General features: G+C 59.7%; 11 protein-coding genes. 3 read left to right on the top strand and 8 right to left on the bottom strand.

Annotation, left to right across the window (positions count from 1 at the left end; translation table 11 throughout):
- Positions 1-19: 19 nt before the first annotated feature.
- A complete protein-coding gene (locus QA645_RS27190) occupies positions 20-670 on the bottom strand; it encodes a response regulator transcription factor (RefSeq protein ID WP_283053351.1) in 651 nt (216 codons plus the stop codon).
- Positions 671-1,360: 690 nt separating this feature from the next.
- Between QA645_RS27190 and QA645_RS27185 the strand changes: the two genes are divergently transcribed.
- The 3 genes from QA645_RS27185 to QA645_RS27175 all read left to right on the top strand — a co-directional run bounded on the left by QA645_RS27185 (position 1,361) and on the right by QA645_RS27175 (position 4,257).
- Positions 1,361-1,981, top strand: a complete 621-nt coding sequence (locus tag QA645_RS27185; RefSeq protein ID WP_283044591.1) for a sigma-70 family RNA polymerase sigma factor — start codon at positions 1,361-1,363, stop codon at positions 1,979-1,981.
- Positions 1,982-2,287: 306 nt separating this feature from the next.
- Positions 2,288-3,217: an AraC family transcriptional regulator gene (locus tag QA645_RS27180; protein ID WP_283044590.1), complete on the top strand. Its 930-nt coding sequence runs from the start codon at positions 2,288-2,290 to the stop codon at positions 3,215-3,217.
- A 107-nt stretch (positions 3,218-3,324) separates the two neighbouring features.
- Positions 3,325-4,257, top strand: a complete 933-nt coding sequence (locus QA645_RS27175; protein WP_283044589.1) for an AraC family transcriptional regulator — start codon at positions 3,325-3,327, stop codon at positions 4,255-4,257.
- Positions 4,258-4,285: 28 nt separating this feature from the next.
- Here QA645_RS27175 and QA645_RS27170 read toward each other — a convergent pair whose 3' ends face one another.
- The 7 genes from QA645_RS27170 to QA645_RS27140 form a co-directional block, all read right to left on the bottom strand.
- Complete coding sequence (locus QA645_RS27170; RefSeq protein ID WP_283053350.1) at positions 4,286-5,221, bottom strand: catalase; 936 nt, start codon at positions 5,219-5,221, stop codon at positions 4,286-4,288.
- A 398-nt stretch (positions 5,222-5,619) separates the two neighbouring features.
- Positions 5,620-6,825 carry a diaminopropionate ammonia-lyase gene (locus QA645_RS27165; protein ID WP_283044588.1) on the bottom strand — a complete coding sequence of 402 codons (1,206 nt, stop codon included), beginning with the start codon at positions 6,823-6,825 and terminating at the stop codon, positions 5,620-5,622.
- Between the two features lie 171 nt (positions 6,826-6,996).
- Positions 6,997-8,217, bottom strand: a complete 1,221-nt coding sequence (locus tag QA645_RS27160) for a Zn-dependent hydrolase (protein WP_283044587.1) — start codon at positions 8,215-8,217, stop codon at positions 6,997-6,999.
- Between the two features lie 87 nt (positions 8,218-8,304).
- Entirely contained in the window at positions 8,305-9,462 is a 1,158-nt protein-coding gene (locus tag QA645_RS27155) for a M20 aminoacylase family protein (protein WP_283044586.1), read from the bottom strand.
- Between the two features lie 122 nt (positions 9,463-9,584).
- Positions 9,585-10,682: an amino acid ABC transporter substrate-binding protein gene (locus QA645_RS27150; protein WP_283044585.1), complete on the bottom strand. Its 1,098-nt coding sequence runs from the start codon at positions 10,680-10,682 to the stop codon at positions 9,585-9,587.
- 250 nt (positions 10,683-10,932) lie between these two features.
- Positions 10,933-11,712, bottom strand: a complete 780-nt coding sequence (locus QA645_RS27145) for an amino acid ABC transporter ATP-binding protein (RefSeq protein ID WP_283044584.1) — start codon at positions 11,710-11,712, stop codon at positions 10,933-10,935.
- Positions 11,713-11,784: 72 nt separating this feature from the next.
- Complete coding sequence (locus tag QA645_RS27140) at positions 11,785-12,924, bottom strand: amino acid ABC transporter permease (protein WP_283044583.1); 1,140 nt, start codon at positions 12,922-12,924, stop codon at positions 11,785-11,787.
- Between the last annotated feature and the right edge of the window lie 2 nt (positions 12,925-12,926).

Raw genomic sequence — 12,926 nt, 5'->3', positions numbered from 1 at the left:
GTTGTACCTATCCTTTGGTTTAGGCTGATTGCGTCTCTCGAAGTGCTGCAGGCAGGGATTCCCATATCCGGATCAGTTCGCCGGCGGATCCGGCCTGCAGTTTCCGCATCGCGTTGCCGCGATGCAGCTTGACGGTGATCTCGCTGATGCCCAGATCGAATGCGATCTGCTTGTTGAGGCGGCCCTTGACCACTTCGCGCACCACCTCGCGCTCGCGCGGGGTCAATCTCGCGTAGCGATCGACGTGTTGTCTGACGCGAAGAGCCGCCGCTCGTTGGGCGATATCCTTCTCGATCGCCGCGGTGACCGCATCAAGCAGCGCCTGATCCCTGACGGGCTTGGTCAGGAAGTCGATGGCGCCCGCCTTCATCGCCTGGACCGTCATTGCGATGTCGCCATGCCCCGTGAGGAAAATGATCGGCCGGGTGTTGCCGCTCGCGACGAGATGTTGCTGGAGATCGAGACCGCTCGCGCCGGGCATACGAACGTCGAGGATCAGGCAGCCTGGCCGCTCCGCGAGATCGGCATGCAACAACTCCTGCGTTGAGCCAAAGCAGCACGCATCGAGGCCGACTGACAGCAGCAGTTCCCGAAGCGCGTAGCGAACCTCTTCGTCATCGTCCACGATCAGGACGAGCGGGCGACCTGTCGTATCGGCACGCACGTTCATGGTATGGCGGGGTAGGGCATGAGCACCTGCGGCTGTTCCAAGCATGACCTGGCCTCTCGATCGCTTCCTCTTCCGCGTTTTTACGGGTCGTATCGATGTACCGTACGGCCGTCTTTCCTGAAGCGATCGCGCTTTGTCTAATCCTGCTCCGTGCCGTGCCGGTGCACGCTTATGTGACTGAACCACCAGTTCAAGTGGCTGAAATAGCTGCGGGTCTTGTCAAAACGCACGATGAAAATCGGCGTTGCCCGAGCGAACCAAAACGTGTCGACATCGCCCAGAGTCGTGTCCGCGGTTTGGTTCGATGACGATCAAGCGAGCTTCCGTCTCTGTCGATCGGCTTATGCACCCTAGACCCGCAGACTAGGAACCCGAACCCCTCGTAGGATAGTCCGCCCGGCGTCATGTGGCCCATCGTCATCGCCACCTCGTCAAAGAGCGGAGCGGGTGATGTCCATCACCGAGGAGCAGCCACAGGGGGGCACGGCAAGGTCGCATCGACCTCGGTTGAGGGCCCGCTCATTAGGCCACGCGCCGACGCGGTCGACAGTCAGTCCCCCCAAGGTCGACGGCAACTGGAAGCCGCTGAGTGGCCCCTCCAACGCCGTAGCCGATGACAGGCTGGTCTACGCCGTTTGCTGGACAGGGGCTTCAGAGCCGGCTGCTCCATGCGCATCGGGCGATCGCAAAATGGATCGCCGCTTTGTGCAGGAAGATGCTAGCGACGAGATGCTGCTTAAGAACGTTGCGGAGGGCGACAAGGCAGCCATGCACATCATCTTCGCCCGTCACCGGGAAAGGGTGTCCCGATTCATCCAGCGCCTGGCCCGCAATCCGGCGGTCGTCGACGATCTCGTCAATCAGGTCTTCCTCGACGTGTGGCGTTCTGCGAACAGGTTCGAAAACCGCGCGCGCGTAGCTACGTGGCTGTTCTCGATCGCCCGGTTCAAGGCCATCGGCACATGGCGAGAGCGAACGCACGAGGATCTCGATCAGGCAGATGCGCTTGGAGTCGTCGATGCCCAGGATACGCCAGACATGGCGCTGGATCGCGAGGAAACGAAGAGCATCCTGCGCGCGTGCATCGACAAGCTCTCGCCGGCGCATCGGGAGATCATCGAGCTGCTTTACTATCGCGAAAAATCTGTCGCCGAGGTCAGCGGTATGATTGGCATTCCGCAGGCCACTGTGAAAAGCAGGATCTTTTACGCACGCAAGCGGCTTGCGAGAAACCTCACGGAGGCGGGTTTCGATGCCGCGGCTGCTCGAACGAGCTTCGGGTGCCCGTCCACACATGCAGCAGGCAAATGACGTCCGATGCCTTGCCTGCCCAGCGCCGCGATCACCGTGGAAGGAGTGGCGCACGCCCTTGGCTAGGCTGTCCGGTTTTCACAAACGCACGATGGAACCGCGCCTTGGTCTACCAGGGGACACCGCCGTAAGGAGGCCAGATCACATTGGAATTGCTCTGGAAATCTTGCGGTCGAGATCTGATCGGGTCTCGCTCGATGCAATCACATTTTGAGAGCAGGTCTGGACGGTTGCTTGCCGATTTTCGATAGTGAGTCCGATTCCGGCCGACCACCTCGGTCCAACTCAAGGAACAGGGCCGACGATATGTCACGCGCAGGTGCCTTCGGAGAGAAGGTCAGGCAACAATTGCGCCTGAAGGGTGCGCCGCCGTCGCTCGTCACGCGTTCTCTGCGCGGCATCGATCTCGCGGTCACCGAAACGCAAGATAACAATCCCGTGCCAGGCCATTCCGGCTCGGTGGCCGATGAGGCTTATCTCGTCAGTCTGAAACTTCACAACTATCCGGACTGCGAACTCTGGGACGACGGCAAGTGTGTCATGAAGGCGGACGTCAGGGCCGGGACGACGTATCTGTACGACCTCAGGAGTGATCCGGGCTTTATCATCGACAAGCCGTTCCATTCCATGCAGTTCTATCTTCCGCGTTCGGCCCTCGACGGCCTTGCGAAAGAGTCGCGCGCACCGCGTGTGGACGACCTCGACTGTCAGTTTGGCTTCGGCCATGATGACAAGGTCATGCGCCATATCGGGGCATGTCTGTTGGAAGCACTCGCTCGTCCGGGCGAGGCAAACCAGCTTTTCATCGATCACATGATGCTCGCGTTCGCCGCGCACATCGCGCAGGCCTATGGTGGGCTAGATAACATTGCCGGGCCGGCGCGCGGCGGTCTCGCCCCATGGCAGGTGAAGCGAGCCTGCGAAAGGCTCGATGCGAATCTCGGCGGGACTCTTGCGCTGCAACAGATTGCGGCGGAGCTCGATCTCTCGGTCAGCCATTTTTCGCGCGCGTTTCGCATCTCCACGGGTTTGCCGCCGCACCAATGGCTGCTGCGCCAGCGCGTCAAGGCGGCCCAGCAGCTGATGACCGTGCGCGACCTGCCGCTGTCCGAAATCGCGATCTCGGTCGGGTTCGCCAATCAAAGCCACTTCACGAAGGTGTTTTCGGCCCAGGTCGGCGCCAGTCCGGCGGCATGGCGACGTGAATCGCTAGGCATCTCCGAGGAGGATATGTGACGATACGCGCTGCTCTCGGGAGGGTTGCTTCGTGATTCTCACGATGGTCGCGGCCCGGTTGACGATAACACTCATTCCGGCCAACTCCACTCAAGGGAGCGGTGCACATGAAGTCGACGGGGTTCTACGGTCAGACCGTGAAGCGGTTTTTTCATCTGGAGCAAGAACCGGTCTCGTTGATCACGCGGTCGCTGCGTAACGCCGAGATAGCCGTTACTGAGACCCGGGATGATGCGCCGGTGCCGGGCGTCTCCGGCGAGATGGGTCTTCAGGATGCCAATGTTGTCACCCTGATGCTTTACGATTACCCGAATTGCGAGGTCTGGGAGCGCGGCACGCGTGCGATCAAGTACGATATCCGTCCGGGTGCAACATATCTGTACGACATGAAGAACGATGTGCGCTTCGTCATCAACAAGCCGTTCCATGCGCTCCATTTCTACTTGCCGCGCTCGGCGCTCGACGGTATCGCTGAGCAGTCTGGCGCGGCGCGCGTTGGCGAGCTCCCTGCTCAACTCGGCGTCGGCCATGACGACCCGGTCATGCGTCATATTGGCGGGGCGCTCATGCAAGCGTTGCGTCGACCGGCTGAGACCAATCAGCTCTTCATCGATTCCATGATGCTCGCCTTCACCGCGCATGCTGCACAGACCTATGGCGGAATGAGGTCGAGCGTCAAAGTGTCGAGGGGCGGTCTCGCAGCATGGCAGTTGAAGCGGGTCTACGAAAAGCTCGACGCTGATCTCGGTGGAACACTTTCGTTGCAGCAGGTTGCCGCTGAGTTCGGTCTCTCGGTCAGCTATTTTTCGCGCGCGTTTCGCGTCTCGACCGGCTTGCCGCCGCACCAATGGCTGCTTCGCCAGCGCGTCAACGCGGCGAAGCAGTTGATGACCGTGAAGGACCTGCCGCTGTCCGAAATCGCGATCTCGGTCGGGTTTGCCAACCAGAGCCACTTTACAAAGGTGTTTTCGGCTCAGGTCGGCGTGAGTCCGGCGACATGGCGCCGCGGATCACTGGGCATCCAGGAAAGCGAGAACTGATTCGGAGCATGCCACGCGTATTCTCCGATCAACGACGTTTCGCCAGCGAGAGGGCGTAGGCGGCACGCCGCGCCGCGAAGATCTCGTCGGGCGGGTGGGCAATGCCTTCGGCGAGATTTGCCGGATCGAATATGGAGGCATCGCAGGCCTGGTCTGGCTCCAGGCCGGTGATCACGATCGTTCCCAGCCGAACCTCGTCGCGATCGTCCTCGTCGGGCCAGCGGATGGTCACGTCCATGGTGGGGTCGCCGGGACGATCGAGCAGCGCCATCAGGCTGAAGCGGACGTTGCCGCTGGTGATCCGATGCTCCATGTCATCGTGCAGGAGCTTGTCGGAGTCTGCCATAACGCCGCTTTCCGCCGGCGAGACGTTGGCGCCGACGGGCGCGACCTTGAATTTGATGAATCGGGTTTCACCGGCCGAATTCGTGGCGGGAAATGAATGCACGCCCCAATAGGTCGTGCCGGCAAAATTCCGGGGCAGAGGGTGCGCGGTGATGTAGCTGGCCTGATACATCGCTTCAGGATTGGCCGCGGAGAATGCCTTGACCCTTTCGATATCCGGATTGCCGTCGGGTCCCGGAATGTGCGCCTTGAGGCAAGCCAGCATCTGCTCGAGCGTCTTGGCAAAATGCACGGGAGCACTTTGTGTGAGAATGTCCGAGCTGTGGTGAGCGTCCCCGAGCCTGAAGCTGAAGCCACGCAGTAGAAGGGGGGCTCTATTCGTGGCAATGGAATGGCTACTGCCGACCGAGAAGCGCGCCAGCACGCGCGATGGCCTCGTGAAGCTCCGGGATCTCGTGATTTCCTCCGCCCGATCCGACGGGACGTAGGTGCCGCGGACGCATCTGCCTTTGGCAAAGCTTGCGCGGACCTTTGGCGGATCGCCAGCGACCGCTTTCAAGGCGTCGACGATCGCCGCGGGCGTGGCGGTCGGAGATTGGAACGTTGGGGGTTTTGGGATCGACACCGCGGCGATCTAGCCGACCAGTCGCCTCGCCACCCCAGAGCGATTGCTGCGATTGCAGAGCGATTGCTGCTAACGCGGGGTGCGTTGATCGTCCGAGCATAGCGGGAACTCGAGATAGGGCATCGTAATCTCCAAGAATTGGTTTGAAGTTCCGATACGAAGGCATCGCTACGTGGAGTCTCGTTCAAGGGCCGCAGCGGATGCACGGGAGGCGTCTGCACACCTGGTTCTCGTGGTGGATCGTCGTTCTTTGGTAATGTGAGGTCCGCGTAAATTCGTTGAAGTGCCGGACCAGAGGGGCGGGCGGCTTGGCAGCGCCCATTGAGGCGAAGCAAGACACGAGGCCCGACTGAACTGCGATGGCAATATACCCAGGCTCACTGCGGTGCCCCTCAAGTCTTCCTCGGAACGCTTGCTGTTACGTCCTCAGGCGGAATGCCCACGATCCTCCCATAAAGGACCGGATCAGTCGCGCCCTCGGTATTGATCAGGAAGACACTCGCATCTGGGCCGAGTCCGATTTCCGCACGTAGCGCCGGATCACCCGCCACCTTTGCCAATCCAGCGAGACCGACGCCGCCGCTCTCGCCGGCGACGATCGCCGGATCGCCGTCAATGGGATAGGCGAGATCCTTCATCATCGCGATCGCCTCGTCGTCCTCAACGGTCATGAAAGCATCGGCAACGCGGGAGAGGATTCGCCAGGCAACCAGGGATGGCTCGTAGCATTCGAGCATCGCCATGACCGTCGGCTTGTCATGCGGAATCTTTATGATGTGGCCGGCCTTGGCACTCTCAAAAAGGCAGGCGGCTCGCGACGGGTCCACCACAGTAAGGAAGGGTCTGTCATTTCCGAAGACGAGCGCAAAATGTGCGGCAACCGCTGCGGCAATTCCGCCGACGCCAGCCTGAATAAACACATGAGTTGGAGGTTTGGGTAGTGCGGCAAGCGCCTCACGCAGTAGCGCTGTATAGCCCTGCATGACAAGGTGCGGGATGCGTTCGTAACCAGGCCACGATGTGTCGGAAACCACGATCCAGCCCCGCTCGTTGGCGACACTCGAAGCCGTCGCAACGGAATCATCGTAGTTGCCCTCAACGCGCTCGATGCGAGCACCATAGCGGGCGATAGCTCGGCATCGCTCCTCACTAACGCCCGCATGGACAAAGATGACGCAGTTTGCGCCAACCAGTTGGGCGCCTTGTGCGACCGACCGGCCGTGGTTGCCGTCCGTAGCACAGGTCACCGTTAGTCCCGCGGCGACTGCGGCCACCTCAGGTGAGCGCCACTCGGAAACGTCGACCGGACGGCCGAGTTGTTTCGACGCCAACTCGAGGACAAGCTGGATGACGGCATAAGCTCCTCCGAGCGCTTTGAAGCTGCCGAGACCAAGGCGGTGTCCCTCGTCCTTGAGGTATATGGACTCGACACCCAAGCGACGCGCAAGAGCCGGAAGTGAAACCAGTGGGGTCGGGGTCGCCCCCTCTCGATGTTGAAGAAAGCGCTCCACCGCTTGAGCCGCCTCAATGCCGAGAGCGTCGGCATCGGAAGGATCGAGTGCAGAACGATATTCACTGAGAGTATTGCGGAGCAACATGGCGTCATCTTCCGTTGAGCGAGTTCATCATAGATACCGTCCTCAATGCGATCACGGCGCTGCAATTTCAGCCGGATATCGCAGATTTCCCTCTCGCTCACCCCGTCAAATGAGCGTTTCGCGTTGGCGATGTTCGATGCGTGCGTCGGGTCAAGCGTTGAGCCGTACTACTCATTGGCTCAGCTTCCTCGCGACGTCGAGAAGGACGTTAGCGCCCGCGATCAGCTCATGATCGGCCGTGAACTCTGCGGGGTTATGACTAATCCCGTCCTTTGACGGCACGAATATCATTGCCGCCGGGGCAACTCGCGCGATCATTTGTGCGTCATGACCTGCGCCTGACGTCATTCGCCGGCAGAGCAGCTGCCGCTGGCCAGCGGACTCCTCAACGGCGCTCACAATTTCAGGCGCGAATATCACCGGCTTAAAGCGAGCCAAACGCTCGGTCTTTACCTCATAGCCTTCGACGACAAGTCCGTCCAAGAACCTCTGAAGCGCCGCCTCCTGAGATCTCAGCCGATCCTCGTCGGGATTCCTTAAGTCGACAGTGAAGACAGCGGCTGAAGGAATCACATTGATCGCGTTCGGTTCGAACCGGATGGTGCCGACCGTCGCCACGGCGTCCTGCGTTCTTCGCGCCAGGTCATCAAGGAAGGCGATAACTCGTCCCGCTGCAACACCTGCATCGCGACGCATCACCATGGGCGTGGTTCCTGCGTGGTTTGCCGTGCCCGCTATTGACACCCTCTGCCACGAAATGCCCTGGAGATTTTCGACGGCACCGATAGGCAGGCCTTCGGCTTCCAAGACAGGGCCTTGTTCTATGTGAAGTTCGACGTAAGCATGGGGTCGTAGGAATCCCGGTTCTCGGGATCCGGCGTAGCCGATGCGAGCAAGCTCCGCACCAAGGGTGGTTCCGTCGGTCCCGATGGCAGCCAGAGCATCGTCGGTAGCGAGTCCCCCTGCCGCGACGAGGCTGCCCATCATGTCAGGAGCGAAGCGTACGCCCTCTTCATTGGTGTAGGCGACTACGGCGAGAGGCCGGGCCGGTCGAAGGCTCGCTTGCTGCATTGCTTCGATCACTGCCAATCCCGCCAGCACGCCAAAGCAGCCATCGTAGATGCCGGCATCGATGACCGTATCGATATGGGATCCCATTACGACCGGCTCACCTGAAGCATCTTCCGGCTCCCAGATGCCATAGATGTTACCAATGCGGTCGACTTCGATCCGCAAGCCCGCCTGCTTCAACCATTCACAAAGAAGGTCTCGCCCCTCGCGGTCGGCATCGGTGCCGGCAACACGGCAGAGGCGACCGGCTTCGTCTCGGCCGATCCCGCCCAGTTCTTCGATACGCTCGATCAGGCGAGCTGCGTCAATCGCAATAGTCATTGCCACCCTTCCACCTTCCATGAGGCCGCCTTCAGGCTGGTTTGTCAGCTGCTGCGACCCGTTTTGATCGTCAGATCTGATCGTTCGTCATGCCTCTGGTAGTCGACGCCGCGTGATTGCGACATGGAGCTTGGTGCCGGTAAGAAGCGCCTCGTCGTTGAAGTCGTAGCTTGGGTTGTGCAAGGGAGCAGAGCTCGTGCCATTGCCTATGAACAGAAAGCAGCCCGGCACGTGCGCCAGAAACCGTGCGAAGTCTTCCGATCCAGTCATAGGTTCATGCGCGGTCGCGACATTCTCTGGCGGAGCGACGGTATGTGCAGCAGCAAACGCTTCCTCGACGAGGGCAGGGTCGTTCAGGAGCGGCACAAACTCGCGCGTATATGTAACCTCGACGGAAAGATTGTAGGTGCGGGCGGTTCCTTCAGCAATCGCACGCATCTGGGCCTCGATCTCCGCGCTGACTTCGGGGCGGAAGCTGCGTGCATCGCCCAGGATTCGTGCTAGTCCTGGCAGCACGTTCCGGGTGCCGTCGGTAATGAGCTCGGTCACCGAGACAACACCGATATCGGTCGGGCTCAGCCGCCGCGACACTATCGACTGAATATTCATGACGGTCGCGCACGCGGCCACAAGGGTCTCCTTGCCATGATGAGGACGGGCGGCGTGGCTGCCGATGCCCTTCAGTACAATTTCGAAGTTGTCCTCTGCCGACATGATGGGCCCAACACGGGTTTGCACGTGGCCGACCGCAAGACCTGGCATATTATGGAGGCCATAAATTTCCTCAAACGGAAACCGTTCCATCAAACCGTTGTCGAGCATCGCGAGTGCCCCTCGACCCCATTCCTCGGCGGGTTGGAAGACAAAACGCACGGTGCCATCGAACCCACCTTCTTCGGACAGAAGCTTGGCGGCGCCAAGAAGCATCGCGGTATGACCATCATGACCGCACGCGTGCATAACACCGGGATTGAGTGACCGATGACCAATCTCTCCTTGCTCAGAGATGCGTAGTGCGTCCATGTCGGCGCGCAGCGCGATGCAGCGATTGCCCGTTCCGCGCCTCAGCGTGCCAATCACTCCCGTACCGCCGACCCCCTCAGTAACGTCGTCTAAACCAAATTCGCGGAGCTTTGCTGCCACGAAAGCTGCAGTGCGGCGCTCCTCGAACCCGAATTCTGGATGCCGGTGGAGATCCCGTCTCCACTCCGTCATTTCGCGGTCCAGCGTCGCGAAGTCGGTCATTGGCTTGCCTCCTTGGAATGTGCGTGCATACGTGTTGAGACCTGCGTTGGATCACCGCCGAGAGGTATTCCGGGTGGAGATCCACCCGGAAAGCGATCATCGTGAAATGCATCTCGTTGAGATCAACGCATCGGCGGGGCGTATTGCGCGCCGCCATCTTTCACGAGGCGGTTGATGCCGCGGGGAATGCCCAGTGGTACAATATTGCGATCCCAGATCTCGGCGAAGTTGCCGACCGCCTTAACTGCGTTCACAGCCCACTGGGTGTCCAAGCCCAAAGTCGCACCGAGATCGTTCGTCTCGCCCATGAAACGCTGAATTTGGGGATTAGCGCTCTTACGGAACGTCTCTACATTTGATTGGGTAATGCCGAACTCCTCGGCGGTGAGCAGCGCGACATGTGTCCATCGGACGATGTCGAAAAAGCGTTGGTCACCTTTGCGGACGAAGAGTCCGAGAGGCTCTTTCGAGATGATTTCGGGGAGCACGACATAGTTGTCGCCCGCGGGACCCAGCGTCGCCTTGAACGAACCCAGTTGCGCACTATCGTTCGTGTAGGCGTCGCAGCGGTCGCTCATCAGCGCGTCGCGGATCTGTTCTAGCTTCTCAATGACAACAGGTTTTAGTTCAAGCTTATTGGCTCGAAAATAGTCGACGAGGTTCACCTCGCCGGTCGAGCCAGGCTCCACACAGACGGATGCGCCGTTGAGATCCAGCGCGCTTTTTGCGCCAATGCTTTTCTTTACGAGAAAACCTTGGCCATCATAGAAGTAGACTGCAGCGACCTCCAGACCGAGACTGGCCTCACGAGTGAGAGTCCAAGTCGTATATCGCGCAATGAGGTCGACTTCGCCAGACTGCAGTGCGGGGAAGCGTGTAAGACTAGTCAAAGAAGTGAAGCGCGCCTTCGCGGGATCGCCGAAGATTGCGGCTGCGACGGAACGGCAGAGATCAACATCGAGCCCCTGCATGACGCCCTTGCTGTCGGCGAAACTAAAGCCGGGCTTGTCCCCCGAGATGCCACAGATCAGATATCCGCGGGCCCTGATGGCACCGAGCGTGTCTACCGTACTGGTCGCTGCGGGGGAGTTCTGTGCCTGAGCTTGAGCGGCCAACGGCGCGATCGCGAACGCTGCTGCGCAGATCGTCGTACGCAGGGCACGGCGCAACATGTCGTGGCGTTTCGCGAGCGTCGAACAGTACAAATCCGAATGTCGCATGAGTGTAGTCCTCCTTAAAAGGCAGTGTGGTTGCTCGCGTTGATCTTTCCCGGTCTCTTCATCTTAGGACGGGATCTGTGCTGGCTGGGCGACGGGACGTCTTTCGATTGGGCGAGTTGCGTCAATCGCAGGAGTCATTGCCATCCATCCCTAGAGCCGCCTCCGGGACCAGCCCCTCGGCGAACCGCAGCCTCCCGCTCTGTCAATCGATCCATCGGCTCGGAATTTCCCGAGTTGGCACATCGAAAGATCAGTGTTGTCTAAGAACTTGACCTAAGAATAGCTTGAGCCGATCGCTCTTTGGTTGGCCAAACACCGCCTGCGGACTTCCGGATTCGACGATCTGGCCATGGTCCATGAACACGACGCGATCGGCTACTTCGCGAGCAAATCCCATTTCATGGGTGACGCAAATCATCGTCATGCCATCCCTGGCGAGCGAAACCATCGTATCGAGCACCTCTTTGACCATCTCCGGATCGAGAGCCGACGTTGGTTCGTCGAACAGCATGATCTTGGGCTTCATGCATAGGGCGCGGGCGATGGCGACGCGCTGTTGCTGTCCGCCCGAAAGTTGTCCCGGGAACTTATTGGCTTGATCGGGAATGCGGACGCGCTCCAGGTAGGCTCTAGCTTGCGCATCGGCGTCTGCACGAGCGACGCCGCGCACGAGCATAGGTGCAATCGTGCAGTTTTCGAGAACGGTCAGATGCGGGAATAAATTGAAGCTTTGGAACACCATCCCGACCTCCCGGCGAACGGCATCCAGATGGGCGATGTTGTGGTCGACCTGTATGCCGTCCACGACAATCGTGCCCTGCTGATGTTCCTCAAGATTGTTGATACAGCGGATAAGCGTGGACTTCCCCGAGCCTGAAGGACCGCAGATCACGACTCGTTCGCCGGCCGCCACATCGAGATCGACGTCGCGAAGTACGTGCAAGCTGCCGTACCACTTGTTGACCTTCTGTATCGAAACGGCAGTTGCCTTCGTTGTCGGGTCAGTTTCGGCGATCACTGGTTGGATCACTTGAAGTCCCTTTCCTCGTATCTGGCTCTTGCGCGTGGATGACGATCAAGATGCCTTTTGGGTGATCAATGATCAGCGGTGTCTTTGCATGCTGAGGCCGAATTCCAGCCATTGGCTGTATCGCGACATTGCAAAGCAGAAGACAAAGTAGATCAGGCCGGCAAAGATGTAGGTCTCCACGCCAAATCCCTGCCAGGCCGGTTCGGCAACGGCGACCTGTGCCGAGTGCAGAAGGTCGTATAGGCCGATGATCAGGACCAGAGAGGTGTCCTTGAAAAAGCCGATGAAGTTGTTGACGAGCGGCGGAATGACTGTCCGCAAGGCTTGCGGAAGCACAATCCGCCTTGAACTCTGCCAATAGGAAAGCCCCAATACATACGCGGCCTCGTACTGCCCTTTCGGAAGCGCTTGCAGGCCGCCGCGCACGACTTCCGCCAGATACGCAGCGAAGAAGAGGATGATGGCGATCTGGGCTCGCACAAGTTTGTCGAGATTGACGCCTTCGGGCATCAACAGCGGAAACATGACACTTGCCATGAAAAGAAGGGTGATCAGAGGGACGCCGCGAATGACTTCGACGTAGGCCACGCAGAGCCACTTGATGAATGGGAGATCCGAGCGTCGGCCAAGGGCTACGAAGACTGACAACGGAAACGCGATCGCGACTCCGATGGTCGCAATGATAAGCGTAAGCGCCAGGCCGCCCCAGTTCGCCTGGGAGACGAATGTGAGCCCGAATACGCCGCCCCACATGAGCAGTCCTATCAGGAGGAGGGTGAGGCCCCACAGTGCTGCGAGTTCGATGCGCCAGAATCGCTTCATCGCAGACACGACAAACAATCCAACGAAAAGGGCAATGACGATCGCCGGCCGCCAATGCTGCTCGAAGGGGTATGTACCGAACAGGATGAAGCGGTGCTTCTCCCGGATTACTGCCCAGCAAGCTCCACTTCCCAGCGCTCTACAGCTATCGGTAATGGGGCCCTGTGGACCGGCTGGAACATGCCACACGGCGTCAAGAAAAGCCCATTGGAACAGCGAGATTCCGAACTTCGCCATGGCCACCAGCAAGACCAGTGTCGTGAGCGAGGAAGGCCACGAGTAGAAGAGGTTCTCCCGCGCCCAAGCGAAGAAGCCGCCACCGATCAATTCCGGGCGTTCGCGCGCTTCAATGAGCGTCGGATTGACGATGTGTTCAACCAAAGCAACCATGG

The organism is Bradyrhizobium sp. CIAT3101, assembly GCF_029714945.1.
Taxonomy (GTDB): domain Bacteria; phylum Pseudomonadota; class Alphaproteobacteria; order Rhizobiales; family Xanthobacteraceae; genus Bradyrhizobium.
Note: the sequence above shows the minus strand (reverse complement) of the source record. Positions and strands in the feature narration are given on the sequence as shown.

Bases quoted from the DNA above. Each gene is read 5' to 3' on its own strand.
- QA645_RS27150 (WP_283044585.1), bottom strand. From the start codon at position 10,682: ATGCGACATTCGGATTTGTACTGTTCGACGCTCGCGAAACGCCACGAC.
- QA645_RS27140 (WP_283044583.1), bottom strand. From the start codon at position 12,924: ATGGTTGCTTTGGTTGAACACATCGTCAATCCGACGCTCATTGAAGCG.
- QA645_RS27155 (WP_283044586.1), bottom strand. From the start codon at position 9,462: ATGACCGACTTCGCGACGCTGGACCGCGAAATGACGGAGTGGAGACGG.
- QA645_RS27165 (WP_283044588.1), bottom strand. From the start codon at position 6,825: ATGTTGCTCCGCAATACTCTCAGTGAATATCGTTCTGCACTCGATCCT.
- QA645_RS27180 (WP_283044590.1), top strand. From the start codon at position 2,288: ATGTCACGCGCAGGTGCCTTCGGAGAGAAGGTCAGGCAACAATTGCGC.
- QA645_RS27185 (WP_283044591.1), top strand. From the start codon at position 1,361: ATGGATCGCCGCTTTGTGCAGGAAGATGCTAGCGACGAGATGCTGCTT.
- QA645_RS27160 (WP_283044587.1), bottom strand. From the start codon at position 8,217: ATGACTATTGCGATTGACGCAGCTCGCCTGATCGAGCGTATCGAAGAA.
- QA645_RS27175 (WP_283044589.1), top strand. From the start codon at position 3,325: ATGAAGTCGACGGGGTTCTACGGTCAGACCGTGAAGCGGTTTTTTCAT.
- QA645_RS27190 (WP_283053351.1), bottom strand. From the start codon at position 670: ATGAACGTGCGTGCCGATACGACAGGTCGCCCGCTCGTCCTGATCGTG.